We start from the raw sequence: 23860 nt of genomic DNA on the forward strand, positions 1-23860 counted from the left end.
CGCGCGGCATCCGCCTGCCGCTCGATCAGCGTGCAGGCGAGATGCGCCATGGACGTGCCGCCCGAATGCAGATCGAGCACCGCATCATGCCGCGGGAAGAGATCGTGTTCGAGGAAATGCGCCATGCGCGCCGTCGGCGTGCCCGTGGGGTCGCCCGGAAAGGCGCGGTTGAGATTGCCGCCGTCGAAGGGCGAGCAGCGCTTCGCCGCCATCACGGCCGGCAGGTTGGCCATTGGCAGGATGGTGACGGCCCCACGCATCGTCGACACGTCGAGCCGGCGCATCAGCCGGCCGAGCTGAAGCTCGCCCTCATATTCGTCGCCATGATTGCCCGCCATCAGGAGCAGGCTCGGTCCCGCGCCGTTTTTCAGGCGCAGGATCGGGACGCGGATCTGGTAATAGGGCGAGCGGTCGACCGAATAGGGGATGGCGAGATGTCCGGCCTGCCGGCCGTCCCTGTCGAAGTCGATCGGATTGACGAGGCCGCTGTGCATCTCAGCTCCTCAGAGCGCCGCGACGGCGGTCATCTCGACACGCAGGTCCGGATCGGCAAGGCGGGCCTCGACGCAGGCACGGGCCGGCGGGTTGGCCGGATCGATCCAGGCATCATAGACGCCGTTCATCGCGTCGAAATCGACGATGGCGGGCAGGAAGACGTTGACGGCCAGCAGTTTCGAGCGATCCGTGCCAGCTTCCTTCAGGAGGGCATCGATTTTGCCGAGCACATCGCCCGTCTGGCCTTCGATGCCGGCCTTGCGATCGTCCGCGACCTGGCCGGCGATGTAGACGAGACCGCCATAGCTGACGGCCTGGCTCATGCGGGACCCCTTCTGGTAACGCTGGATCATGGGAGTGTTTTCCTTTTCTTGCCTTGGGAGGAGTGATCAGCCGAAGCTGGTGAGATAGGCCGCCGCGACCGTTTGGTCGGGTGCGAGGCCGTAAAGGATGGCGTGCCGGTCGAGGCAGGTGCAGGGATGCGAAATGCCAAATTCGACGACATCGCCGATCGCGATATCGGCTCCAGCTGGGAGCGTCACGAAGGCATGCTGGTCGTTGAGACGCAGCACGGCAGCCTCGGTGAAACCGGCAAACAGTGCCCCATCGCGGTAGAGCGCGAGCGGGCGTGGCAGGCCCTGGTCGATTGCAACATCGCGCAGGCCCATGCCGCAGATGGCAAGGCCCGGCTCGGGCAGGGACAGCACCTCTGCCCAGACCCGGAGCGCCGGCTTGAAATCCTGCGCGGCGGACCGGATATCCGCTCCCACACGAAACCCGTCGCGGGCATCGAGGCCGGCAAGGCCGCGTTCGTAGATGCCGTGATCGTGGAAGAAGATCGCGCCGCTGCGCAGGACAAGCCGGCAATCGGGGTCGACAGCAACGGCCGCAGACAGGCCGGCAACGACCCGGTCGAAGAAGACGGAGCCGCCAGCGGTGAGAAGGAGCGGCCGATCTTTGCCGACCCGCGCCCGAACCTGCGGCAGGAAGTCTGCGGTCAGGGCCATCAGCCCGTCGATGCGAACAAGCGTCTCCTCCGCATCCGCCGTCGCGGCCGCACCTTCATAAGCCGCCACGCCGGAGAGGCGGAAGGAGGGGCTTTCGGCTGCGAGGATGACGTCCAGAATGTCCGTCGCGGCTTCGATGTTGCGGGCACCGGCGCGGCCGGCGCCGAGCTCGACCATCAGGCCCAGCGGCGGCAGGTCATTGCGCGATTGCCAGGCATCGCGCAGCGCCACGGCGAGCGGCGCGGAATCGACGAAGATATGCAGTTCGGCGTCGGGATAATGGACGAGCAGCGCGGCCAGCCGGCGGGCGGCGGCGGGGCCGCCGATCTCGTTGGCCAGGATCAGCCGGCGCTGGCCGGCCTTCAGCAGCACGGCGGCCTGGCGGATATCGGCGACCGTCGTGCCCCAGGCACCGGCGGCGATCAGCGCACCGGACAAGGCGGTGGACATCGGCGTCTTGGCGTGCGGCGCGATCTCGACGCCGTGGCTCTTCACATAGGGCATCATCGCCGCGACATTGCCGGCAAAGGCCGCCTGATCGAGCGAGATCAGCGGTAGAGCCATCGTTCCATCGAACGGCTTCCAGCCTTGCCGGCCGATCGCGTCGAGCGGCAGGGCCGCGTGGCCCGACGGAAAGCCGCGGATGCGGTCGTCGATGAGGATATCGGCGGCGTGAAGGTCAGACATGCAGTTCTCCCTTGGCCGGGACGGGCGCGGCCAGTTCGAGACGGTAGGTTTCATTGGCAGTGGTGAAGAACAGAGCCTGCTGCTCATCGAGCGAGAGCGGCGCGGCCAGCGTTCGGAAAACGTCGTAGATCTCATCGAAAGAGGCGTGGAGGCCGGCGACGGGGAAATCGCTGGCGAACATCGCACGCGATGGACCAAAGCAGTCGAGGCAATGCTCGATGACCGGCGACAGGCTTTCCAGCGTCCAGTCATTGTCATAGGCGACGAGGTCGGAAATCTTCAGCCGCACATTCGGTTCGCGGCCAAGCGCACGCAGCCCGCTGCGCCAGATCGCCATGCCGCTCTCGTCGCGATCGGCCGGGCTGCCGCCGTGGTTGAGCACGAAGAGCGTTTCGGGAAAGGCGCGCACGAGATCGAGCGCCTCGCCCATCTGCGCGGGATAGAGCATCAGGTCGAAGACGAGGCCATGACGGGCGAGTTCGGCAAGGCCCGCCCGCCAGACGGGATCGGCCATGCGATGGGGGCGCGGGGCGAAACTTTTCGACGGTTCCCGATGCCAGCTGACGATATCGCGGATGCCGACGACGTGAGGATTGGCCGCCTCCGCCGCGATCAGCGCGACGGCATCGGGACTGTCGAGCGGCACGCGAGCGATAAAGCGGCTGGCCACGCCGGTGCTGCGGTCGAGACCGTCGAGCCAGCGGCTTTCCTCCAGCGGATGCACATCGGACCAGCCAGCTTCGACATGCACCGTGGCGACGATGTTCTGGTTTGCCGCATCCTTGCGGTAGTCCGCGACGCCATAATCCCGCAGGATCGGCGCGAGGCTGCCATAGACCATCTCGCCGCCCGTCGCCCGCGCCTTGTCCAGCCAGGGATGGCGGCCAAGCGAGAGGTCCCAGAGATGGTGGTGTGGGTCGATGACCGGCCCGCTGTAGCGCACCGTCATCGCCGCGCCTCGCGGCCGGAAACGAGCAGCAGCGCGAGGATCAGCGTGCCGAACATGATGGAGCGCCAGCCGGGCGAGGCATTGACGACGGTGATCAGCGCCGTCGTCGTGACGAGCAGGATGGCGCCCGGAATGGTGCCGGCATAGGTGCCGCGTCCACCGAGGATGGAGGTGCCGCCGAGCACGACGGCGGCGATCGACGTCAGCAGATAGGGATCGCCGATGCCGACATAACCCTGCCGGTTCATGCCCAGCACCAAAATGCCGGCAAGGCCTGCGAAGAAGCCGGAGAGCGCATAGAGGATCAGCGTGTTGCGCGTCAGGCTGACGCCGGACAGGCGGGCAGCGAGCGGATTGGCGCCGATGGCGAGGAACCGCGCGCCGATCGGCATGCGGTGGATGAGGGCGAGCGCGACGGCCGAGACGACGAGCCAGAGCAGCACGCCGGAGGGAACGCCGAACGGTCGCGCCTGGCCGAGCAGGATGACGGCGGGATTGCTGACCGTGACGGCGCTGCCGCCGGCGACGACGACGAGCAGGCCTTGAAGGAAGGTCGCCATGGCGAGCGTCATGATGATCGGCGGCACGCGCAGATAGGCGGCGCCCGCGCCGTTTAGGAAGCCGATGCCGGTGGCGATGGCGAGCGCCAGCGCAATGCCGACGAGGCCGGTCGGATCCCATGCGGGCGAGATCAGCGGCAAGAGGATGGCCGTCACCGTGATGATGGCGCCGACCGAGAGATCGATGCCTCCCATCAGGATGACCAGCGTCTGGCCGGCGGCGGCGATGCCGATGACGGCTGCAAGCTCCAGCAGGTAGCGCAGGTGCCCATAGGCGCCGAAGCCGCGCAGGGTGAGGCCGGCGGCGAGCCAAACGAGCGCCACCAGCGCGAAGGTGAGCAGCGGCGGATTGCGAAAGATGGATTTCACAGCCTTCATCGTTTCGCCCTCCACGACTTCAGAAGCTCCGGCACCGCAACGGCGCCGACGATGATCAGGCCCTGCGCGATGTATTGCGCGACCGGCGGGAAACCGAGGAAGAACATCACGTTGATCATGACGGAGAGCAGCAGGCTGCCGCAGATCGCGCCGCGCATCGTGCCCTTGCCGCCGAGGAAACCCACGCCGCCGAGCACAGCCGCGGCGATGGAGTTCAGCGTGAAGGGCGTGCCGATGACCGGGTCGCCGGAGCCCGTCTGGGCCGCGACGAAGAGGCCGGCCAGCGCCGCCAGCAGGCCGGACAAGGCAAAGGCGATGACCTTCGCCCGCTCGACCGGCACGCCGGAGCGGAAGGCGCCGACGGGATTGTCACCGGCCGCATAGATGCCGAGGCCGAGCGGTGTCGCCAGGAACGCCTTCCAGGCAAGGAGGACGCCGACGAGCAGCAGGAAGGCGACGGGTGTGTGGCCGGCCAACGTGTTCGACAGCCAGCCGGGAATGAAGCCGCCTGGACGCGGCAAAAGGATCAGCGCGACGCCGGTGATGATGAAGGAGCCGGCCAGCGTGACGATGATCGCAGGCAGCCTCAAATGTGCGACGATCACGCCGATGACGGCACCGATGGCGAGGCCGGTGAGCGCGACGGCGACGATGCCGCCGGATACGCCGAAAACACCGCCCATCGTCGTTGCCGCGATGACGGCGCCGAGGCTGACGAGCGGACCGATGGCGAGCGTGATGCCGCCGTTCAGCATCAGCAGCGCCTGCGCCATCGTCACCAGCGCGAGTGGGAACCAGTTCTGGGTGAATTTCGAGAAGCCGCCGACCGAGAGAATGCCCGGAAACAGCACGGCATAGAGGATGAGAAAGGCGGCGACGACGAGATAGAGCCCGCCAAGGCCGCGGTTGCGGCGGCGCTGGATGGCGCCATAGAGCCATGAGGAGGACGAAACAGCGCTCATGCGGCCGCTCCCTTGCTGTCGACGCCCATGGCCGCGCCGACGATGGCCTCTTCGCTGATCGCCTCACCTTCCAGCTCGGCGGCGACGCGTCCTTCGCGCAGCACCACGACACGGTCGCAGAGATGGACGAGTTCGGGCGTATCGGAACTGGCGATGATGACGAGCCGCCCTTCGGCGGCAAAGCCGCGCAGCATCAGGTAGATCTCCCGCTTGGTCTCGATGTCGACGCCGCGCGTCGGATCGTTGAGCAGCAGCACGGAGGGATCGAGCGGCAGCCATTTGGCGAGCGCCACCTTCTGCTGGTTGCCGCCGGAAAGCGCCTGGACCGGACGGGCGACGTCGCCCTTGATGGTGAGCCGTCTGGCGAGCTCGGCGATCAGCCCGGTTTCAGCCGCACGATCGCGAAAACCGTTGCGGGCAAGGCGTCCAAGCGAGGGGAGGATCAGGTTGGACGCGATGGAATGGGGCAGCACCAGGCCCTCATGCTTGCGGTCTGCCGGCACATAAACGAGGCCGGCGGCGTTCGCCGCGCCGACATGGGCGGGCAGGCCCGGCTTGCCAGAGACTTCGGCCTCCGCCGCCTTGGCGGGAATGGCGCCATAGAGGCCGAGCAGCAGGTCTTCCTGCCCCTGCCCCACCAGGCCGCCGATGCCGACGATCTCGCCGGCCCGCCCGGAAAAGCCGATATCGCGCACGAGGCCGGCGGAAAAGCCTTCGACATGGACGCGCAATGCGCCCGGATTGGCGGCGGCACGCGGCGGGAAAAGGTCCCCCGTCTCGCGGCCGACCATCAGCCGCACCAGCCCCTCGCCGTCGATGCCCGACAGCGACTGGTCCGCCGTGACGCCGCCGTCCTTGAGCACCGTGACGTGGGAGCAGAGCGCCTGCACCTCGTTGAGGCGGTGGGAAATATAAAGAAGCGCCGTGCCGCGATCGCGCAGCGTCTCGATGAGGCCGGCAAGAATGCCCGCCTCATGCGCCGAGAGCGAGGAGGTCGGTTCGTCGAGGATCAGCACGCGCGGCTTGCGATAGAGCGCCTTGGCGATCTCCACCATCTGCCGCCGGCCGAGCGCGAGATCGGCGACCGGCATATCGAGCGGTTCGGTGAGGCCGACCATGGCGCAGACGTCGCGCACGCCGCGCTGCAGTTCGGCATAGTCGATCAGGCCGAAACGGCGCGGGAAGGCGCCAAGCCCGATATTTTCCGCAATAGACAGGTCCGCCGTGAGGCTCAGCTCCTGCTGCACCACGGCGATACCGGAAGCGCGGGCTGCGGCCGGGCTGAAACGCCCGACCGGCTTGCCGTCGACGGCAATCGTACCGCTCTCCGGCTGGAGGGCGCCGGAGAGAAGGTTGATCAGCGTGGACTTTCCCGCGCCGTTCTCCCCGAGCAGGGCGTGAACCCTGCCCGGATGAAGGGCGATATCGACGCCCTTCAGAACGGGATTGCCGAAAAATCCCTTGAACACCTGCCGGGCTTCCAGCAGGGGTTTTTGATCCGTCATGACGGCATCCTTCAGAGCGAATTACTTCTGGGCGAGCAGCTTGTCGAAGAGCGCCTGGTCGTAATCCGAGTAGATGTAGCCGTCGGCCGGGAACTTGTCGGCGCGCGCGAGATAGCCGTCGATCGTGCTGTCGTCGATAACAGGCAGCGGCACCTTGACGAAGGCCGGCACATCCTTGCCTTCGAGCGCCTGCACGGCGGTGTAGACCGAGAGCGCGCCCAGCCAGTTCGGCTGCATGGTTGCCCAGCCCTTCAGGCCCTTTTCCTTCCACAGTTCCAGGAACTGGCGGGCGTTTTCACCGGTGATCGGAACCTGCTCACGGCCCTGGCGGTCGAAGGCCATGACGGAGCCGGCCGAGAGCGCGCCGCCGAGCGACAGCACGCCATCGATTTCCGGATTGGCGAAGAGCAGGCTGGTCATCGCTTCCTGCGCGGGGGCCGCATTGTATTCCGTGTTGGTCTCGGTGATGATTTCGAGGCCCGGATTGGCGTCGAGCACCGGCTGGGCGCCCTTGCGGCGGTCATCGCTGACGGAAATGCCGGCCGGGCCGTTCATGACGATGATCTTGCCCTTGCCGCCGAGCTGGTCGGACAGCCACTTGGCCGCACCCGCACCCCATTCGCTGGAATCGGTATTGATCTTCGCCGTCACCTTGTCGGTGTTGACGAGGCTGTCGAAGTTGACGACGGCGATGCCCTTGTCGCAGGCATCCGAGATCACGCGGTCGAGCGCGTTGGACGAGCCGGCGATGACGACGATGGCGTCGACATTGGCGTCGATCATCGACTGGATGTGCTGGATCTGCGTCTGGGCATTGCCCTGCGCGTCCGTGATCATCAGATCCTTGACGAGGCCGGCCTTCTTCAGCTCCTCGACCTCGGCGGCGATCGTGCCTTCGGTCTGCTTCATCCAGGTCGGCACCGAATAGATGTTCGCCCAGCCGACCGTGTAAGGCGCCTTGCGATCGCCCTTGATGCAGTTGGCGGCAGCGGATGCCGTGCCGGCCGAAAGCGCAAGCAGGCCCATGGCGACGGCGGCGCCCGCGAAGAGGCGGCTGCGCAGCGAAGCGGACGGGTTGTTTTCAAAAGTCTTCATTGTCGATCCCCTTTTGTGTGCGGCAGCAGAAACGGGCTTGCCATCCGTCAATGTCCAATATAATGTACATATGATCCAAATACCGGACGTCGCGATCTTATGCCGAATTTTGCGTCCCGCAAGAGGGGTGCCGAAATTTCCTGCACGGAAGGCAAGGCGCGCGCATTGACAGCGGCGGTGCCCGGCATGAGAAGCTTGGCGGCAACGAGAGGCAGGAAGGAACGACGATGGATGCAGTTCTGGACGAAGCGGCGGGAAAACGCGCACGCGGGCTCGACCGGGCCTTCGAAATCCTCGACTTCCTGCGCGAGAAGCGCCAGGCGCTGAAGCCGAACGAGATCGCCGCGCAGATCGGCGCGCCGCGCTCATCGGTCTACGAGCTGGTGAACCTGCTGCTGCGCAATGGCATCCTGGAATTCACCGGCGGTGAGGGCCGTGTCTATCTCGGCCGAAAGCTCTATTTCCTCGGCGCGGCCTATGAGAACCATTTCGATTTCACGCGCGAATGCGAGGCGGCGCTGGAGCGCCTGGCCGACAAGACGCGCGAGACCGCGCAGTTCTGCATGCTGGACGGCAACAAATACACCGTCGTGCGCATGCGCGAGGGCGCCCGGCCCTTCCGCATCTCCACCGATGTCGGCCAGTCCGTGCCGATCCCGTGGACGGCGTCCGGCCGCGTGCTCGTCGCGCATATGACCGATGCCGAAATCCTCGCCTTCATTCCGGCGCAGGATTTCCAGCTGCCGGGCGGCGAGTGGCTCGATCCCGCCACCTTCATCGCCGAGGTGCGGGCGGCCGAGAGCGACGGCCATTTCACCTTCAACAGCATCGTCGACAGCTTTACCCATTGTTTTGCCGTGCCGGTCATGGGTGATGCGGGCCATGCCGTCGCGACACTCTGCCTCGTTGCGCCGCGCGCCGACGGGCTTGCCAATCGCGAACAGTATCTCGCCTGCCTGAAGGACGCAGCCCGGCGCCTTGGCGGCCATGCGCCCGCCCAGTCGAGACGCGCCTGAATGTTTCAGGCTTGGTTGGATAGCCAGCGATCGATCCCATGGGCCGCCGCGCGGCCGGTCGCAAAGCAGGCCGTCAGCAGATAGCCGCCGGTCGGCGCTTCCCAATCGATCATCTCGCCGGCCACGAAGACGCCTGGCAGCGCGATCAGCCCATAATCCTCGCCAAGTGCATCGAAGCGGATGCCGCCGGCCGAAGAGATCGCCTCGGCAATCGGCCGCGGCCGGACGAGACGGATGGGCAGCGCCTTCACCACCGCCGCCAGATCCTCCGGCGCGAGGCCCGCAACATTCGCAACACATTCCCGCAGCAGCGCCGCCTTGACGCCATCAAGCCCCGCGCCCTTGCGCAGCCGGGTGGAAAAGCTCGCCTTTCTGTCCTGCCGGGCGAAATCCGCAGCCAGCCGCTCGGCGCTTCTTCCCGGCGCAAGATCGACCACGAGCGTCGCGAACCCAGTCGCCTCCAGAACGTCGCGCAACGCCGCCGCATGGGCATAGACCAGGCTGCCCTCGATCCCGGTTTTCGAGACGACGAACTCGCCGGGAACCGTGCCGGCGGCGGATTGCGCGGTCACGCCCTTCACCGCCGCGCCGGCGAATTTCTCGACGAGCAGAGGCGACCAGTCCACGTCAAAGCCGCAATTGGCCGGGCGCAGCGGCGCGATATCGACGCCCATCTTCGCCAGCCATTCCACCCAGGCGCCGTCCGATCCAAGCCGCGGCCAGCTCGCCCCGCCCAGTGCCAGAAGCACGGCATCGAACCCCATCACCGTCTCGCCATCGGGCGTCTCGACCCGCAACCCGCCCGCGGTAAAGCCCGTCCAGCGATGCCGCACGCGGATATCGACGTCCTGCCCTTCCAGCCGCGCCCGCCACGCGCGCAACAGCGGCGACGCCTTCATGACCTCGGGAAAGACGCGGCCGGACGTGCCGACGAAGGTTTTGGTGCCAAGGCCATCCGCCCAGGTCCGGAGATCGTCGGGCGTAAAGCCGTCGAGTGCTGTGCGCAGCCGCGCATTGGCGGCGCCAAAACGGGTTGCGAACCGCGCAAAAGGCTCGGAATGGGTAATGTTCAGGCCGGATTTTCCCGCAAGCAGAAACTTGCGCCCGATGGTCGGCATGGCCTCGAGCACGGTCACGGCATGGCCGCGCGCCGACAGCACCTCCGCCGCCATCAGCCCGGCCGGCCCACCGCCGACGATCCCGATCCGTCTTCCGCTCATCCGCTCAACCTCAAATCCGCTGTGTCGTCATAGAGCGTCCGACAGCGCTTCGCCAGCAATCGCGTGATCGCAAAGCGCCGCCAGTGTAGGATCGCAGGACGAATCGGGAGACATCCATGGATATCAAGCGCAACGGCACCAGCCCCTCGGCCCCAGGCCACGCCGACTATTTCACCGGCACCGTCCGCCTCGACACGCCGTTTAAGGCCGAGGCTCCCGGACGCGCCGGCGGCGCCATCGTGACCTTCGAACCCGGCGCCCGCACCGCCTGGCACACCCATCCGCTCGGCCAGACCGTCATCGTCACATCCGGCCTCGGCTGGGCGCAGCGCGAAGGCGGGCCGATCGAGGAAATCCGCCCCGGCGACGTCGTCTGGTTCCCGCCCGGTGAAAAACACTGGCACGGCGCCACCGACAAGACTGCCATGACCCACATCGCCATCGCCGAATCGGAAAACGGCTCGCCTGTGACCTGGTTGGAAAAGGTGACGGACGCGCAATATCTCGGAAAAGCCGGCTAAGGCTCAATCCGCCGATGGCCGGTCAGACGTGGAGACCGGGCGCCTCATGGCCGGACTGGGCGACATATTCGGTATAGCCGCCCGGATATTGATGCACGTCGTCGCCGTTGAGCTCCAGCACGCGGTTCGACAGTGCGCCGAGGAAGCGCCGGTCGTGCGAGACGAACAGCATCGTGCCCTCGTAGTCGGCCAGCGCCTTGATCAGCATCTCCTTGGTATCGAGATCGAGATGGTTCGTCGGCTCGTCGAGGATCAGGAAATTCGGCGGATCGAACAGCATGGCCGCCATGACCAGCCGTGCCTTCTCGCCACCTGAAAGCACGCGGCACTTCTTCTCCACGTCATCGCCGGAAAACCCGAAGCAGCCGGCGAGCGTGCGCAGCGGCCCCTGGCCTGCACGCGGAAACTCCGTCTCCAGCCACTCGAAGACCGTCAGATCGCCGTCGAGAAGATCCATCGCATGCTGTGCGAAATAGCCGACCTTGACGCTCGCGCCGATCGTCACGCTGCCCTGGTCCGGCGTGGCCGCCCCGGCGACGAGTTTCAGCAAGGTCGATTTACCCGCACCGTTGACGCCCATCACGCACCAGCGCTCGCGGCGGCGGATGAGAAAGCTGAAATCGCTGTAGATCGTCTTGTTGCCATAGGCCTTGTCGACATTCTTGAGATTGACGACGTCCTCGCCGGAGCGCGGCGCCGGCTGGAACTCGAACATGACGGTCTGGCGCCGGCGCGGCGGCTCGACGCGCTCGATCTTGTCGAGCTTTTTCACCCGGCTCTGCACCTGCGCGGCATGCGAGGCGCGCGCCTTGAAGCGCTCGATGAACTTGATCTCCTTGGCGAGCATCGCCTGCTGCCGCTCGAACTGCGCCTGCTGCTGCTTCTCGTTCTGCGCGCGCTGCTGCTCGTAAAAACCGTAGTCGCCGGAATAGGTGTTGAGCGAACCGGCATCGATCTCGATAATCTTGGTGACGATGCGGTTCATGAACTCGCGGTCGTGCGAGGTCATCAAAAGCGCTCCGTCGTAGTTCTTCAGGAACTGCTCGAGCCAGATGAGGCTTTCGAGATCGAGATGGTTGCTCGGTTCGTCGAGCAACATGACATCGGGGCGCATGAGCAGGATGCGGGCGAGCGCCACACGCATCTTCCACCCGCCCGAAAGTTTTCCGACGTCGCCGTCCATCATTTCCTGGCTGAAGCTCAGGCCCGCCAGAACCTCACGCGCCCGGCTTTCCAGCCCGTAGCCGTCGAGCTCCTCATAGCGCGCCTGCACCTCGCCGTAGCGCTCGATGATCGCATCCATCTCGTGGAGCCTGTCGGGATCGACCATCGCCGCCTCGAGTTCGTGCAGCTCCGCAGCGACCGAGCTCACCGGCCCGGCCCCGTCCATCACCTCGGTGACGGCGCTGCGCCCCTCCATCTCGCCGACATCCTGGCTGAAATAACCGATCGAGACATTCTTCTCCGTCGATATCTGCCCCTCATCCGGCTGCTCCTGTCCGGTGATCATTCGGAACAGCGTCGTCTTGCCGGCCCCGTTCGGTCCGACCAGCCCGATCTTCTCGCCCTTGTTCAAGGCGGCGGCAGCCTCGATGAAGAGAATGCGATGGCTGTTGGACTTGCTGATATTCTCGATGCGGATCATGGAAAAACGGGCCTCGTCGTGTCCCGCGCCCTATGCCACGACGCGGTACACAAAGTCCATGCGCTCCCTGCGGGAGCACCGGTTATTCAAACTTGGGGAAGGAAAGCGATGGCGGAGAGGGTGGGATTCGAACCCACGATACGGTTGCCCGTATGCCGCATTTCGAGTGCGGTGCTTTCGACCACTCAGCCACCTCTCCGCTTAACTGGTCGGCGCTCTTCAGCGCGGGGCGGTACATAGCGGGTGTCGGGCGGGGGCGCAAGGGGGCGAAGGGCGAGAAAATTCATCTCTTTGTCATGGTGACGGGAAATCCCTTGACAGTTTCCGGCGGCTCACCTATTGCGCAAGGTGCAGTGGCATAGGTCTCACTTGTGCCGCTACGAAGGTTCTTTGCGCTTTCGGCCTTGGATTTCAAGTGCCGCCTGCCTGGATCCTCCTTAAGCCGGCGATGCGCCAATGCATCGTCATTCCCGCGACTGATAAAAAGACGGCCTTGCCCTTTGGGACAAAGAGCCGGCACGAACATGAAAGGATATAAAATGTTCGCAGTCATCAAGACCGGCGGTAAGCAGTACCGCGTGGCCGCCAACGACGTTCTGACGATTGAAAAGCTGTCGGGCGACGCTGGTGCGAAGATCGAATTCACCGAAGTGCTGATGGTCGGCGTTGGCGCCGATGCAACGATCGGCGCGCCCTTCGTCGAAGGCGCCGTCGTCACCGCAGAAGTCGTCGAGCATGGCCGCGCCAAGAAGGTCATCGCCTTCAAGAAGCGCCGTCGCCAGAACTCGAAGCGTTCGCGCGGTCATCGTCAGCACAACACGACTGTCCGCATCATCGACATCGCTGGCGCCGGCAAGGCCAAGAAGGCTTCCAAGAAGTCTGACGCCGCCGAAGCCGCAGCCGAATAATCCGGACAGGTAAAGGAGAACTCCCATGGCACACAAAAAAGCTGGCGGCTCCTCGCGCAACGGTCGCGATTCCCAGTCCAAGCGCCTCGGCGTGAAGAAGTTCGGCGGCGAAGCCGTCCTCGCAGGCAACATCATCATCCGTCAGCGTGGCACGCAGTGGCATCCCGGTGCCAATGTCGGCCTCGGCAAGGATCACACGATCTTCGCTCTGACAGCTGGCAATGTGAATTTCCGTACGAAGGCCAACGGTCGCATTTACGTGTCTGTAGCCCCGAAAGCGGAAGCAGCGGAATAAGCCGGTAGCGCTCTAAAACAGCCGGCGTCTCATCGACCCGGCTGGCGCTACAGGTTTCAGGCCTGAAGAAGAAAAAGGGAGATGAGGCAAGACCTTATCTCCCTTTTTCGTTTCTGGAGGACTGAACATGCAAACCGAGTTGTTGCGGGAAGACCAATCACGGTCTCCCCAGGACAGGCTGAGGCCTGACCGGTCGAGGACCGATTGCCCGATCTTACTGTCGCCGCGGCTCGTCATGAGAGCCCCGCACGAAGACGACATCGACGCCCTTGCCCATCTCGCCAACAACGCCAATATCGCCAACATGGTCGCCCGCATGCCGCACCCCTATACGGTTGCGGATGCCGCCGATTTCGTGCGACGCACACGCGCCGGCGCGATTGGCAAGTGCGTCTATGCCATTACGAAAGCCGATAACGGCGCCTTCCTCGGTTGCTGCGGCATCGAACCGCACGAGGACGGACGCACCGTCGAGCTCGGTTACTGGCTGGGCGAACCCTACTGGAACCAGGGCTACGTCACGGAAGCGGCCCATGCGCTGATCGACATGGTTTTCCGCACCCGCGACGTCGACCAGATCGATGCGCGTTGCCGGGTCATGAACATCCCGTCGCGCCGCGTCATCCAGAAGTGCGGCTTCCAGTTCCAGGCGACCGGCATGGTGCAGAGCCTCGCCGTCGGCGGCATGGTGCCCGTCGAGTGGTACAGGCTCGACCGCAAGACCTGGGTTTCGCTGAAGAGCTGGGGAGGCCTGCGATGAACGCCATGCAGACCCCCATCGAGCGGACGCGCGCCGCCGGTCCCGGCCCCTGCCCGACCATCACGACGGCCCGCCTGACGCTTCGTCCGCACCGCATGTCGGATGCGGAGGCGATCGCCCAGTCGCTGTCCGATTTCCAGGTCTCGCGCATGCTGGCGCGGGTCCCCGCCCCCTATGACCGGCAGGATGCCGCCGAATGGCTTTCGATGATGACCAGCGATCTCAACGAGGACTGGGCATTCGCCATCACCGCGGATGACGACGTGCATATCGGCTGCATCTCCTTCGAGAAGCGGCGCAAAGGCTGGGAAATCGGCTACTGGCTGAACCGCTTCTACTGGCGGCGCGGCTATATGAGCGAGGCGGTGCATGCGGCGACGGCACGCTTCCTGATGCGCATGCCGGGCACGGAAATCCATTCCGGCGTCTTCGCCGATAACCTGGCCTCCCTTCGGGTGCAGGAAAAGGCGGGCTTTCGCATCACTGGCTGCAGCGACGTCTTCAGCACCGCCCGCGGCGCGATGGTGCCGCATATCGAGACGCTGCTGGCGCCGGGCGATTTCCGTCCCGTCTCGTCAAGGCACTGATAGCGATCGGGGCGGAGAGATCCGCCCCGGTTTCACGACAGCTCGAACCAGACGGGCATGTGGTCGGAGCCGAAGGCGGTCTCGTCCACCCAGGCATCTGTCAGGCGCTCCACGAGGCCGTGGCTGAGGAAACAGTAATCGAGGAACATGCGGTCGGCATGGTCCTTGGGGTTGATCCAGCTGAAGCTTGCCGCATGGCGCTTGCCGAGACCGGCGAGCGCATCGACGGGGTTGGTGGCGCGGATCTGGCGGCCGTAGAGCGCATCGACGGCACCGGCCATTTCGCAATATTCCGGCGATTCCGGCACCATGTTGAAGTCGCCCATCAGGACGTAATCTTCCGGCACCGGCGGTTCGGGCAGGCCGAATTCATGGGCACCGGAAATCGCACCGCCCTCGACGCTGTAGAGCTGGACGCGGTCCTTGAGGTAGCGGATCTGCGCGATGCGCTCGTCGCGGTGAACGTGGTCGAGATGTACGGAATAGACCCGGAGCGGACCGCTCGGCGTGGCAATCACCGCCTCGGTGGCGCCGCGTTGGAGGTTCAGCTTGTCGAGCGTGCGGGTGCGGGGAAGGGAAATGAGACGGGTCGAGAGGATCGGCCAGCGGGAAAAGATCATGTTGCCGAACTGGAAGCGGCGGTTGACCACGCGGCCCTTCTCGATGGCCGAACCGGCATCAAGATCGCAGGCCGGCCAGAAGGCGGAGTAATGGTTGGCAAGCAGGGTCTGCAATTCGGCGACCATGTCGATGCCGCCGTTGAGATGAAAGTTGCGGGTCACCTCCTGCAAGGCGATGATATCGGCGCCGTGGATCGAGGAGACGATGCGCGGCAGGTCGAGGCGATCGTCGAGACCGATGCCGTACTGGATGTTATAGCTGACGAATTTCACGATAGTCTTTGACCTCTGCGGGAAGCGGCTATATCGAAGACGGCAAAATGAGCATGTTGAACAGAATAAAGCGAACGGCGAGCCGATGAAGTTCCTGGACGAAGCAAAAGTCTATATCCGGTCCGGCGACGGCGGGGCAGGGGCTGTCTCGTTCCGCCGTGAAAAATTCGTCGAATTCGGCGGACCCGACGGCGGCGACGGCGGTCGCGGCGGCGATGTGTGGGTGGAGGCCGTCAACGGTCTCAACACGCTGATCGACTTCCGCTTCCAGCAGCATTTCAAGGCCTCGACCGGCACGCATGGCATGGGCCGCAACCGCACGGGCGCCAACGGTGCTTCCGTGACGCTGAAGGTGCCCGTCGGCACGCAGATCTTCGAGGAAGACAACGAGACGCTGATCGTCGACATGGTGGCTGAGGGGCAGCGCTTCAAGCTCGCCGCCGGCGGCAACGGCGGCTTCGGCAACTCGCATTTCAAGTCCGCGACCAATCAGGCGCCGAACTGGGCCAATCCGGGCCTCGAAGGGGACGAGAAGACCATCTGGCTCCGGCTGAAGCTGATCGCCGATGCCGGCCTCGTCGGCCTGCCGAATGCCGGCAAGTCGACCTTCCTTGCCACCTGCACCCGTGCCCGGCCGAAGATCGCCAACTATCCCTTCACGACGCTGCATCCCAATCTCGGCGTGGCGACGATCGACGGCTCGGAATTCATCTTCGCCGATATTCCCGGCCTCATCGAGGGTGCGCATGACGGTGTCGGTCTCGGCGACCGCTTCCTCGGTCATGTCGAGCGCACGCGCGTGCTGCTGCATCTCGTTTCCGCGCAGGAGGAGGATGTCGGCAAGGCCTATAAGACCGTGAAGCACGAGCTGGAAGCCTATGGCGGCGGCATCACCGACAAGCCCGAGATCGTGGCGCTCTCGCAGATCGACCTTCTCGACGAGGACGAGTTGAAGAAGAAGACCAAGGCGCTGCAAAAGGCCTGCGGCCAGCCGGTGCTGCAGCTTTCCGCCGTCGCCAATGTCGGCATGGTCGGCGCGCTGCGCGCCGTGCGCGACGTCATCGTTCAATCGAAGAATGCCGGATCCGACGACTGAGATGACGAAGAACCGCAAACCGCTCGGAAAACACCGCCGGATTGTGATCAAGATCGGCTCGGCCCTGCTCGTGGACCGCGCCACGGGCCTGAAAAAGGCCTGGCTCGATGCGATGTGCAAGGATATCGCCGCACTGAAGGCCGGCGGCACGGACGTGCTCGTCGTCTCTTCCGGCGCCATCGCGCTCGGCCGCTCCGTGCTGAAGGTGCCCTCGGGCGCCTTGAAGCTTGAGGAAAGCCAGGCTGCGGCCGCCGTCGGCCAGATCGCGCTGGCGCGCGCCTGGTCTGAGAGCCTGTCTTCAGACGGTATTGTCGCCGGCCAGATTCTCTTGACGCTCGGCGATACGGAAGAGCGCCGCCGCTATCTCAATGCGCGCGCGACGATCAACCAGCTTCTGAAGCTCGGCTCGGTGCCGATCATCAACGAGAACGACACGGTCGCAACGACCGAAATCCGCTATGGCGACAACGATCGGCTGGCCGCCCGCGTCGCCACGATGACGGGTGCGGACCTGCTCGTGCTGCTGTCGGATATCGACGGTCTCTACACAGCGCCGCCGCATCTCGACCCGGACGCGCGTTTCCTCGAAACCATCGACGCCATCACGCCCGAGATCGAGGCGATGGCGGGCGGTGCGGCGTCGGAATTGTCGCGTGGCGGCATGCGCACCAAGATCGATGCCGGCAAGATCGCGACGGGCGCGGGCTGCGCCATGATCATCGCTTCCGGCAAGGTCGACCATCCCCTGCGCGCGATCGAAGAGGGCGCGCGTTCCTCATGGTTTGCGCCTTCGGGCTCGCCGGTCACGGCACGCAAGACGTGGATTGCCGGGCAGTTGCAGCCGGCCGGACGGTTGGAGATCGATGCCGGTGCCGAAACGGCGCTGAGTGCGGGAAAAAGCCTGCTGCCCGCCGGTGTGCGCGGCGTCTGGGGTTCGTTTTCGCGCGGCGACACCGTGGCGATCTATGGCACGAACGGCCGCGAGATCGCGCGTGGTCTTGCGGGCTACGATGCGGATGAAGCGCGGCTGATCGTCGGCAAGAAATCCGCTGATATCGCCGAAATCCTCGGCTATGCCGGCCGCGCCGCGATGGTGCACCGGGACGACCTCGTGGTGACCGGCCTCGCTGCGTCCCCTGCGGAGACGGGAAAGGACGTGAGCCATGCTTGATCAGGTCAAGACCGATATCGACGCCCTGATGGCCGAAATCGGTCGCAACGCCCGTGCCGCCGCCCGCCCACTCGCCATAGCAACGGCCGCTGAGAAGAACCGCGCGCTCGAAGCCATGGCGGCCGAAATCTTCGCCAACCGCGATGCCATCCTCGCGGCTAATGCCATCGATCTCGCCAATGCCCGCGAAAGCGGTGTCGCCGCCTCCTTCATCGACCGGCTGACACTGACGGCGGAACGCATCGACGGCATCGCCGCCGCGATCCGCGATATCGCCGATCTCAAGGACCCGGTCGGCGACATCATCGCCGAATGGGATCGGCCGAACGGCCTGCATATCGAGCGCGTGCGCACGCCGCTCGGTGTCATCGGCGTGATCTATGAAAGCCGCCCGAATGTGACGGCCGATGCCGGCGCACTGTGCCTGAAGGCTGGCAATGCCGTGATCCTGCGTGGCGGATCGGACAGCGTGAATTCATCGCAGGCGATCCATTCCTGCCTCGTCGCCGGTCTCAAGGCCGCCGGCCTGTCGGAGCACGCCATCCAATACGTGCCGGTCACCGATCGCGCTGCCGTCGGCGCCATGTTGTCGGGCCTCGACGGTTCGATCGACGTCATCGTACCGCGCGGTGGAAAAAGCCTCGTCGCACGCGTGCAGAGCGAGGCGCGCGTGCCGGTCTTCGCCCATCTCGAAGGCCTCTGCCATATCTATGTCGATAAATCCGCCGACCTCGACATGGCGAAGACGATCGTCGTGAACGCCAAGATGCGCCGCACCGGCGTTTGCGGCGCTGCCGAAACCTTGCTGATCGACCGCGCCGTTGCCGACACGCATCTTACCCCGCTCGTTGAAGGCCTCGCCGCCGCCGGCTGCGAGGTGCGCGCCACGGACGAGATCCGCACCCGTATTCCCGGCCTTGTCGCCGCAAGCGAACAGGACTGGTCGACGGAATATCTCGACGCGATCATCTCCGTCTCGCTGGTCGATGGCATTTCAGGCGCCGTGGAACACATCAATCGCTGGTCCTCCGCCCATACGGAAGCCGTGATCGCCGAAGATCCCGACGTGGTCGAGCGCTTCTTCACGGAGATCGATTCGGCCATCCTCGTGCACAACGCCTCCACCCAGTTCGCCGATGGCGGCGAGTTCGGCATGGGCGGCGAGATCGGCATCGCGACCGGCAAGATGCATGCGCGCGGCCCGGTCGGCGTCGAGCAGCTCACCTCGTTCAAATACCGGGTGCGCGGCACCGGACAGGTGCGGCCCTGAGGTGACGGCGGGCGCGGTTGAGACACGCTATCTGAGGATGCCCCATGTCGAAAAAGGCATGGCGGTCGGCCTGTTCGGCGGCTCGTTCAATCCGCCGCACCAAGGCCATGCGCTGGTTGCCGAAACCGCGTTGCGCCGCCTTGGCCTCGACCAGCTCTGGTGGATGGTGACGCCGGGCAACCCTTTAAAAGACCATAAGGAACTGGCACCGCTCGCCGAGCGCATCCGTCTTAGCGAAGAGATTGCTCCCAGCCCCCGTATCAAAGTGACGGCCTTCGAAAAACGGCTCGGCCAGAGTTATACGGCCAAGACGCTGGAGCGTGTGCAAGCCCTGAACCGTGGCGTGAACTTCGTCTGGATCATGGGCGCCGACAATCTGAAAACCTTCCACAAATGGCAGAACTGGCAGAAGATCGCCTGCACCTTCCCCATCGCCGTCATCGACCGACCGGGCTCGACGCTCGCCTATCTCTCCTCGCGCATGGCCAAGACCTTCGATTATGCCCGCGTCGACGAGGAGGACGCCATGAGCCTGCCGGGCCGGCGGGCGCCCGCCTGGACCTTCATCCACGGACCGCGCTCTCCGCTCAGTTCAACGGCGCTGCGGACACGCACAACGCTAGAGAAAACCATCTATCAGAAGTGACGTCTTGAAAGTGGTAACCATTGGTGCCTACATTTAGTAGGTGCCGGCGACGACATATACCGGCACGAGACGTGCTTGACCTGTTTTACGGAAAGGAACGAACCTGACAACAGCGCACGCAAAGGGAAACGTCATCGGCGTTTTCTCCAGGAGCGCGGGCCGCAGCGACGATGCCGCCGACCGTGCCCTTCACTTGGTCCTCGCTAGCCTCGAGGACTCGAAGGCAGAAGATATCGTCACGATCAACATTGCCGGTAAATCGGCGCTGGGCGACTACATGGTGGTCGTGTCCGGACGCTCGAACCGTCACGTCATGGCGATTGCCGACCACCTCATCTCCGACATGAAGGACGAAGGCCTGGGCAATGCCCGCGTCGAAGGCCTTGAAGCCGGTGACTGGGTGCTCATCGACACGGGCGATATCATCGTCCATGTGTTCCGACCGGAAATCCGGGAGTTCTACAACATAGAGCGGATGTGGGCGGCTCCCGAGATCGAAGACGGTACGGTTCACTAAACAGAACGCCGGGCACCTGTCTGGCGAGGAAACATGGTGGCGCAAGGCTTAAGCGCCACCCGAACGGACAGGGCTTTGTGCGATGCGGGTTGGACTTTTTGCGGTTGGACGGCTGAAGGCCGGCCCTGAGAAGGATCTTGCGGCCCGTTATATCGACCGTTTCGCGAAGGCCGGCCCCGCCATCGGCCTCGAACTCGGCAAGATGGCCGAAGTCGGCGAAAGCCGCGCCGGCAATGCCGAGACGCGCAAGCGCGAGGAAGCGGCGATGCTGGAAAAGGCGCTGCCCGACGGCGCCGTGCTGATCCTGCTCGACGAGCGCGGCAAATCGCTCGATTCGCCCGGTTTCGCCCATCTCCTCGGCGGTTTCCGCGATGCCGGCAAACGCGAGCTGATGATCGCCATCGGCGGCGCAGACGGGCTCGACCCCGCGCTTTACGACCGCGCCGACGCGACGCTCTGCCTCGGCAAAATGACCTGGCCGCACCAGCTCGTGCGCATCCTGCTCGCCGAGCAGCTCTATCGCGCCGTCACCATTCTCTCCGGCCATCCCTATCACCGCAGCTGACACCATGGCCGCGCAAGCCCTAAGGTTCAGGATGGCAGAGGCCGTATTTTCGGCGCTGTTCTGTCCAAGGGATTCTCAGGCCGCAGGATTTCTTGGCGAAAGCGCCAAATCAGCTTAGAGCGGTCAGAACAGATTTTTGGGAAACGATGAGGAAAACCGGCAAAGCCTATCCCGGTGGAGACGTCAGCCGCCTGCTGCGGCCGGCGCTGCTTTCGGCTGCGCTGTCGGTTGCCCTCCTGCCTTCTCCCGTTACCGCCGAGCCAAACGAGGCAACGGTCACGACCGGCTCCCTGCCGAAGGCCGAGGTCGATCCCGCCGCGGCACTCTCGCTGCGCCGCGACAGCACGCGCCGCGAGCTGGAAACGCTCTCCCAGTCGATCACCGTCTCCGACGAGAAGACGGAGGCGCTGGAAGCCGAAATCGCCAAGCTCGACAAATCCCGCCAGACCCTGCGCGACGAAATCGTCAAATCCGCGGCGATGCGCAAGGACATGGAAGAGAAGATTCTGGCCGGCGAAAAGCGGCTGGAAGGCATGCGCGAGCGGGAAGCGGGCGTGCGCGCCTCGCTGCACGACCGCCGCGGCCTGCTCGCCGAAGTGCTTGCCGCCCTCCAGCGCATGGGTCGCAACCCGCCGCCGGCGCTGCTGGTGACGCCGGATGACGCGCTCGCCTCCGTGCGCAGCGCCATCCTGCTCGGCGCCGTCGTGCCCGGCATCCGCAAGGAGACCGACGGGCTCATCGAAGATCTTTCCGCGCTCATGGACATCAAGAGCGACATCGACCGCGAGCACACGGAACTGACCGACGCCATGCAGCTGCGGCTGGAGGAGGAGAAGCGCTCCGAGCTCTTGATCGCCGAGAACGAGGCGCTGGCCACGACCAACAACCGCACGCTTGCCGCCGAGCGCCGCCGCGCCGAAGAGCTCGCGGCGCGTGCATCGAGCCTCGAGGGCCTGATCGGCAGCCTCGAGCAGGAGATCGGTTCAGTGCGCGATGCCGCAGCGCTTGCCAAGTCCCAGGAGGAGGCGCGGCGCAACCAGTCGGACGCCGAACGCGAGAAGGCGCGGGCGCTCGCCCGCGACAGCGTGCCCGACAAAAACCGCATTGCTCCCGCATACGAATTTCAGGAATTGCAGGCAAAACTCGACTATCCCGTGGCCGGCGACGTGCTGCGCCGGTTCGGCGACGCTGACGGTACCGGCCATGATTCGCAGGGCATGACGCTGGCGACCAATGCGGGTGCCCTCGTCACGGCGCCGTCGGATGGATGGATCGTCTTTGCCGGAACGTTTCGCAGTTATGGGCGCATGATCATCCTGAATGCCGGCGAGGGCTACCATCTGGTGCTCTCGGGCATGGACAAGGTGAATGTGCGTGAGGGTCAGTTCGTCGTGGCGGGTGAACCGCTCGCCGTGATGGGTGAAAAAAGGGTTGCGAGTGTCAATGCTTTGACGCTGGAAACAGACAAGCCGACACTTTACATTGAATTCCGAAAGAACGGAAAACCGGTTGATTCCCAGCCGTGGTGGTCCGCCAAATATTCTGGAAAGGCACGCAATGATTCGTAGGGCTTCACTCGTTCTCGTCGGTGCACTCATGGGTGCGACGGCCATGAGCGTCATCAACACGGCAACGCTGCCCGCAGAAGCCGCCGGCTCGTCGACCTATCGCGAGCTGTCGATTTTCGGCGACGTGTTCGAGCGTGTGCGCGCACAATATGTGACGCCGCCGAAGGAAGACCAGCTGATCGAGAATGCCATCAACGGCATGCTCTCCTCGCTCGACCCGCATTCGTCCTACATGAATGCCAAGGACGCCGAGGACATGCGCACCCAGACGCGCGGCGAATTCGGCGGTCTCGGCATCGAAGTCACGATGGAAGACGAACTCGTCAAGGTCATCACGCCGATCGACGATACCCCGGCTGCCCGTGCGGGCGTTCTGGCCGGCGACTTCATTTCGAAGATCGACGGCGCCGATGTGCGCGGCCTGAAGCTGGAAGAAGCCGTCGAGAAGATGCGCGGCGCCGTCAACACGCCGATCAAGCTGACGCTGATCCGCAAGGGCGCCGACAAGCCGATCGAACTCACCATCATGCGCGACATCATCGCCGTCAGGGCCGTCAAGTCCCGCGTCGAAGGCGATGTCGGCTACCTGCGCGTCATTTCCTTCACGGAAAAGACCTATGACGACCTGGAAGCCGCGATCACCAAGATCAAGAAGGAAGTGCCGGAAGACAAGCTGAAGGGCTATGTGCTCGACCTGCGCCTCAATCCGGGCGGTCTGCTCGACCAGGCGATCAACGTCTCCGACGCCTTCCTGGAGCGCGGCGAGGTCGTTTCGACCCGCGGCCGCAACGAGGACGAAACCCGCCGCTTCAACGCGACGCCGGGCGACGACACCGACGGCAAGCCGGTCATCGTGCTTGTCAACGGCGGTTCGGCTTCGGCCTCTGAGATCGTCGCGGGCGCGCTGCAGGATCTGCGCCGCGCCACCGTGCTCGGCACGCGCTCCTTCGGCAAGGGTTCGGTCCAGACCATCATTCCGATGGGCGACGCCGGTGCGCTGCGCCTGACGACAGCGCTTTACTACACGCCGTCGGGCAAATCGATCCAGGGTACGGGCATCACGCCCGATATCACGGTCGAACAGCCGCTGCCGGCCGATCTGCAGGGCAAGCTGGAGACCGCAGGTGAATCCAGCCTGCGCGGCCACATCCAGGGCCAGAGCGAGACGGACCAGGGTTCCGGTTCGGCCGCCTATGTGCCGCCGGAAGCCAAGGACGACATGCAGCTTCAGTACGCGCTCGAACTGCTGCGCGGCCAGAAGACCGACAAGGCGTTTCCGGCCAATCCGGAAAAGGCCGAGCTGAAGAACTAATTCCTTCATCCGGGCCCGTCACCCGACGGGTCCGGATGTCCTATGCAGCTTCGGCCAGCGCGGACTGACCTTGGGCACAGACATTCACGCACCGCTCGGCCAGGACCGCAAGGCAAGGCCGCAACCGGCGGGACCGTCACGGTTCTCTGCCGGCACGATCGTGTTTGCTCTCGCCGTCGTTGCCCTTGTTACCTTTTCCGGCTGGACGGCCATGGCGCCGAGCGGCCTCGTC

General features: G+C 64.9%; 24 protein-coding genes, 1 tRNA gene and 1 pseudogene. 14 read left to right on the forward strand and 12 right to left on the reverse strand.

Translation table 11 applies throughout. The features are described 5' to 3' along the window. The 8 genes and pseudogenes from ACOZKU_RS13810 to ACOZKU_RS13845 all read right to left on the reverse strand — a co-directional run. Window positions 1–494: pseudogene (locus ACOZKU_RS13810) on the reverse strand (deacylase); the annotation flags it as partial. 9 nt (window positions 495–503) lie between these two features. Then, window positions 504–848 carry a RidA family protein gene (locus tag ACOZKU_RS13815; RefSeq protein ID WP_117372498.1) on the reverse strand — a complete coding sequence of 115 codons (345 nt, stop codon included), beginning with the start codon at window positions 846–848 and terminating at the stop codon, window positions 504–506. Window positions 849–884: 36 nt separating this feature from the next. Beyond that, window positions 885–2189 carry an alanine racemase gene (locus ACOZKU_RS13820; protein WP_421579371.1) on the reverse strand — a complete coding sequence of 435 codons (1305 nt, stop codon included), beginning with the start codon at window positions 2187–2189 and terminating at the stop codon, window positions 885–887. Beyond that, window positions 2182–3138, reverse strand: a complete 957-nt coding sequence (locus ACOZKU_RS13825) for an amidohydrolase family protein (RefSeq protein WP_421579372.1) — start codon at window positions 3136–3138, stop codon at window positions 2182–2184. The genes ACOZKU_RS13820 and ACOZKU_RS13825 overlap by 8 nt, the downstream gene beginning before the upstream one ends. Next, window positions 3135–4076: an ABC transporter permease gene (locus tag ACOZKU_RS13830; protein WP_421579373.1), complete on the reverse strand. Its 942-nt coding sequence runs from the start codon at window positions 4074–4076 to the stop codon at window positions 3135–3137. Before ACOZKU_RS13830 ends, ACOZKU_RS13825 begins: the two co-directional genes overlap by 4 nt. Beyond that, window positions 4073–5038, reverse strand: a complete 966-nt coding sequence (locus ACOZKU_RS13835; RefSeq protein WP_421579374.1) for an ABC transporter permease — start codon at window positions 5036–5038, stop codon at window positions 4073–4075. Before ACOZKU_RS13835 ends, ACOZKU_RS13830 begins: the two co-directional genes overlap by 4 nt. Further along, window positions 5035–6543: a sugar ABC transporter ATP-binding protein gene (locus ACOZKU_RS13840; RefSeq protein ID WP_421579375.1), complete on the reverse strand. Its 1509-nt coding sequence runs from the start codon at window positions 6541–6543 to the stop codon at window positions 5035–5037. Before ACOZKU_RS13840 ends, ACOZKU_RS13835 begins: the two co-directional genes overlap by 4 nt. 21 nt (window positions 6544–6564) lie before the next feature. After that, the gene (locus ACOZKU_RS13845) at window positions 6565–7638 is read right to left on the reverse strand and encodes an ABC transporter substrate-binding protein (RefSeq protein WP_421579376.1); all 1074 of its coding nucleotides are present in this window, start codon (window positions 7636–7638) and stop codon (window positions 6565–6567) included. A 227-nt stretch (window positions 7639–7865) separates the two neighbouring features. Between ACOZKU_RS13845 and ACOZKU_RS13850 the strand changes: the two genes are divergently transcribed. Further along, window positions 7866–8654: an IclR family transcriptional regulator gene (locus ACOZKU_RS13850; RefSeq protein WP_421579377.1), complete on the forward strand. Its 789-nt coding sequence runs from the start codon at window positions 7866–7868 to the stop codon at window positions 8652–8654. Between the two features lie 5 nt (window positions 8655–8659). Here the strand turns inward: ACOZKU_RS13850 and ACOZKU_RS13855 are convergent, their stop codons facing one another. Next, window positions 8660–9874 (reverse strand): TIGR03862 family flavoprotein, encoded by a 1215-nt coding sequence (locus ACOZKU_RS13855; RefSeq protein ID WP_421579378.1) that lies wholly within the window; start codon window positions 9872–9874, stop codon window positions 8660–8662. 116 nt (window positions 9875–9990) lie between these two features. On the opposite strand from ACOZKU_RS13855, the gene ACOZKU_RS13860 reads away from it, so the two are divergent. After that, window positions 9991–10395: a (R)-mandelonitrile lyase gene (locus ACOZKU_RS13860; RefSeq protein ID WP_421579379.1), complete on the forward strand. Its 405-nt coding sequence runs from the start codon at window positions 9991–9993 to the stop codon at window positions 10393–10395. Window positions 10396–10417: 22 nt separating this feature from the next. Here the strand turns inward: ACOZKU_RS13860 and ACOZKU_RS13865 are convergent, their stop codons facing one another. Together ACOZKU_RS13865 and ACOZKU_RS13870 are read right to left on the reverse strand one after the other, a co-directional pair. Next, window positions 10418–12040, reverse strand: a complete 1623-nt coding sequence (locus ACOZKU_RS13865) for an ABC-F family ATP-binding cassette domain-containing protein (RefSeq protein WP_421579380.1) — start codon at window positions 12038–12040, stop codon at window positions 10418–10420. 109 nt (window positions 12041–12149) lie between these two features. Beyond that, a tRNA-Ser gene (locus ACOZKU_RS13870) sits at window positions 12150–12239 on the reverse strand. Window positions 12240–12579: 340 nt separating this feature from the next. On the opposite strand from ACOZKU_RS13870, the gene rplU reads away from it, so the two are divergent. The 4 genes from rplU to ACOZKU_RS13890 all read left to right on the forward strand — a co-directional run bounded on the left by rplU (window position 12580) and on the right by ACOZKU_RS13890 (window position 14590). Then, complete coding sequence (gene rplU / locus ACOZKU_RS13875; protein ID WP_050745338.1) at window positions 12580–12948, forward strand: 50S ribosomal protein L21; 369 nt, start codon at window positions 12580–12582, stop codon at window positions 12946–12948. A gap of 25 nt (window positions 12949–12973) precedes the next feature. Then, window positions 12974–13243 carry a 50S ribosomal protein L27 gene (gene rpmA / locus ACOZKU_RS13880; protein WP_421579381.1) on the forward strand — a complete coding sequence of 90 codons (270 nt, stop codon included), beginning with the start codon at window positions 12974–12976 and terminating at the stop codon, window positions 13241–13243. 127 nt (window positions 13244–13370) lie between these two features. Then, window positions 13371–14003, forward strand: coding sequence for a GNAT family protein (locus tag ACOZKU_RS13885; protein ID WP_314089915.1), 633 nt, complete (start codon window positions 13371–13373; stop codon window positions 14001–14003). Further along, window positions 14000–14590, forward strand: a complete 591-nt coding sequence (locus ACOZKU_RS13890; protein WP_421579382.1) for a GNAT family N-acetyltransferase — start codon at window positions 14000–14002, stop codon at window positions 14588–14590. Before ACOZKU_RS13885 ends, ACOZKU_RS13890 begins: the two co-directional genes overlap by 4 nt. A gap of 32 nt (window positions 14591–14622) precedes the next feature. Here ACOZKU_RS13890 and ACOZKU_RS13895 read toward each other — a convergent pair whose 3' ends face one another. Continuing rightward, window positions 14623–15483 carry an endonuclease/exonuclease/phosphatase family protein gene (locus ACOZKU_RS13895; protein WP_421579383.1) on the reverse strand — a complete coding sequence of 287 codons (861 nt, stop codon included), beginning with the start codon at window positions 15481–15483 and terminating at the stop codon, window positions 14623–14625. 85 nt (window positions 15484–15568) lie between these two features. On the opposite strand from ACOZKU_RS13895, the gene obgE reads away from it, so the two are divergent. From obgE to ACOZKU_RS13935, 8 genes are all read left to right on the forward strand, one after another. Beyond that, complete coding sequence (gene obgE, locus ACOZKU_RS13900) at window positions 15569–16579, forward strand: GTPase ObgE (RefSeq protein ID WP_421579384.1); 1011 nt, start codon at window positions 15569–15571, stop codon at window positions 16577–16579. 1 nt (window position 16580) lies between these two features. Next, a complete protein-coding gene (proB, locus tag ACOZKU_RS13905; RefSeq protein WP_421579385.1) occupies window positions 16581–17750 on the forward strand; it encodes a glutamate 5-kinase in 1170 nt (389 codons plus the stop codon). Then, window positions 17743–19020 (forward strand): glutamate-5-semialdehyde dehydrogenase, encoded by a 1278-nt coding sequence (locus ACOZKU_RS13910; RefSeq protein ID WP_421579386.1) that lies wholly within the window; start codon window positions 17743–17745, stop codon window positions 19018–19020. The genes proB and ACOZKU_RS13910 overlap by 8 nt, the downstream gene beginning before the upstream one ends. A 37-nt stretch (window positions 19021–19057) precedes the next feature. After that, on the forward strand, window positions 19058–19666 hold the full coding sequence (locus ACOZKU_RS13915; RefSeq protein ID WP_314089903.1) for a nicotinate-nucleotide adenylyltransferase: 609 nt from the start codon (window positions 19058–19060) through the stop codon (window positions 19664–19666). 103 nt (window positions 19667–19769) lie between these two features. Then, a complete protein-coding gene (rsfS, locus tag ACOZKU_RS13920; protein ID WP_421579388.1) occupies window positions 19770–20183 on the forward strand; it encodes a ribosome silencing factor in 414 nt (137 codons plus the stop codon). Between the two features lie 82 nt (window positions 20184–20265). Further along, window positions 20266–20748: a 23S rRNA (pseudouridine(1915)-N(3))-methyltransferase RlmH gene (gene rlmH, locus ACOZKU_RS13925; RefSeq protein WP_314089901.1), complete on the forward strand. Its 483-nt coding sequence runs from the start codon at window positions 20266–20268 to the stop codon at window positions 20746–20748. A gap of 146 nt (window positions 20749–20894) precedes the next feature. Further along, the gene (locus ACOZKU_RS13930; protein WP_421579387.1) at window positions 20895–22316 is read left to right on the forward strand and encodes a murein hydrolase activator EnvC family protein; all 1422 of its coding nucleotides are present in this window, start codon (window positions 20895–20897) and stop codon (window positions 22314–22316) included. Further along, window positions 22306–23628 (forward strand): S41 family peptidase, encoded by a 1323-nt coding sequence (locus ACOZKU_RS13935; protein ID WP_314089897.1) that lies wholly within the window; start codon window positions 22306–22308, stop codon window positions 23626–23628. The genes ACOZKU_RS13930 and ACOZKU_RS13935 overlap by 11 nt, the downstream gene beginning before the upstream one ends. Window positions 23629–23860: the final 232 nt, after the last annotated feature.

It is taken from the genome of Shinella sp. M31 (genome assembly GCF_049199205.1).
Lineage (GTDB): Bacteria > Pseudomonadota > Alphaproteobacteria > Rhizobiales > Rhizobiaceae > Shinella.

Coding starts and splice junctions, on each gene's coding strand:
- ACOZKU_RS13815 (WP_117372498.1), bottom strand. CDS start 848: ATGATCCAGCGTTACCAGAAGGGGTCCCGCATGAGCCAGGCCGTCAGC.
- ACOZKU_RS13930 (WP_421579387.1), top strand. CDS start 20,895: ATGAGGAAAACCGGCAAAGCCTATCCCGGTGGAGACGTCAGCCGCCTG.
- ACOZKU_RS13850 (WP_421579377.1), top strand. CDS start 7,866: ATGGATGCAGTTCTGGACGAAGCGGCGGGAAAACGCGCACGCGGGCTC.
- ACOZKU_RS13890 (WP_421579382.1), top strand. CDS start 14,000: ATGAACGCCATGCAGACCCCCATCGAGCGGACGCGCGCCGCCGGTCCC.
- ACOZKU_RS13885 (WP_314089915.1), top strand. CDS start 13,371: ATGCAAACCGAGTTGTTGCGGGAAGACCAATCACGGTCTCCCCAGGAC.
- rpmA (WP_421579381.1), top strand. CDS start 12,974: ATGGCACACAAAAAAGCTGGCGGCTCCTCGCGCAACGGTCGCGATTCC.
- ACOZKU_RS13910 (WP_421579386.1), top strand. CDS start 17,743: ATGCTTGATCAGGTCAAGACCGATATCGACGCCCTGATGGCCGAAATC.
- ACOZKU_RS13825 (WP_421579372.1), bottom strand. CDS start 3,138: ATGACGGTGCGCTACAGCGGGCCGGTCATCGACCCACACCACCATCTC.
- ACOZKU_RS13820 (WP_421579371.1), bottom strand. CDS start 2,189: ATGTCTGACCTTCACGCCGCCGATATCCTCATCGACGACCGCATCCGC.
- ACOZKU_RS13830 (WP_421579373.1), bottom strand. CDS start 4,076: ATGAAGGCTGTGAAATCCATCTTTCGCAATCCGCCGCTGCTCACCTTC.
- obgE (WP_421579384.1), top strand. CDS start 15,569: ATGAAGTTCCTGGACGAAGCAAAAGTCTATATCCGGTCCGGCGACGGC.
- ACOZKU_RS13935 (WP_314089897.1), top strand. CDS start 22,306: ATGATTCGTAGGGCTTCACTCGTTCTCGTCGGTGCACTCATGGGTGCG.
- rlmH (WP_314089901.1), top strand. CDS start 20,266: ATGCGGGTTGGACTTTTTGCGGTTGGACGGCTGAAGGCCGGCCCTGAG.
- ACOZKU_RS13855 (WP_421579378.1), bottom strand. CDS start 9,874: ATGAGCGGAAGACGGATCGGGATCGTCGGCGGTGGGCCGGCCGGGCTG.
- ACOZKU_RS13860 (WP_421579379.1), top strand. CDS start 9,991: ATGGATATCAAGCGCAACGGCACCAGCCCCTCGGCCCCAGGCCACGCC.
- ACOZKU_RS13835 (WP_421579374.1), bottom strand. CDS start 5,038: ATGAGCGCTGTTTCGTCCTCCTCATGGCTCTATGGCGCCATCCAGCGC.
- proB (WP_421579385.1), top strand. CDS start 16,581: ATGACGAAGAACCGCAAACCGCTCGGAAAACACCGCCGGATTGTGATC.
- ACOZKU_RS13865 (WP_421579380.1), bottom strand. CDS start 12,040: ATGATCCGCATCGAGAATATCAGCAAGTCCAACAGCCATCGCATTCTC.
- ACOZKU_RS13845 (WP_421579376.1), bottom strand. CDS start 7,638: ATGAAGACTTTTGAAAACAACCCGTCCGCTTCGCTGCGCAGCCGCCTC.
- ACOZKU_RS13840 (WP_421579375.1), bottom strand. CDS start 6,543: ATGACGGATCAAAAACCCCTGCTGGAAGCCCGGCAGGTGTTCAAGGGA.
- rplU (WP_050745338.1), top strand. CDS start 12,580: ATGTTCGCAGTCATCAAGACCGGCGGTAAGCAGTACCGCGTGGCCGCC.
- ACOZKU_RS13915 (WP_314089903.1), top strand. CDS start 19,058: ATGCCCCATGTCGAAAAAGGCATGGCGGTCGGCCTGTTCGGCGGCTCG.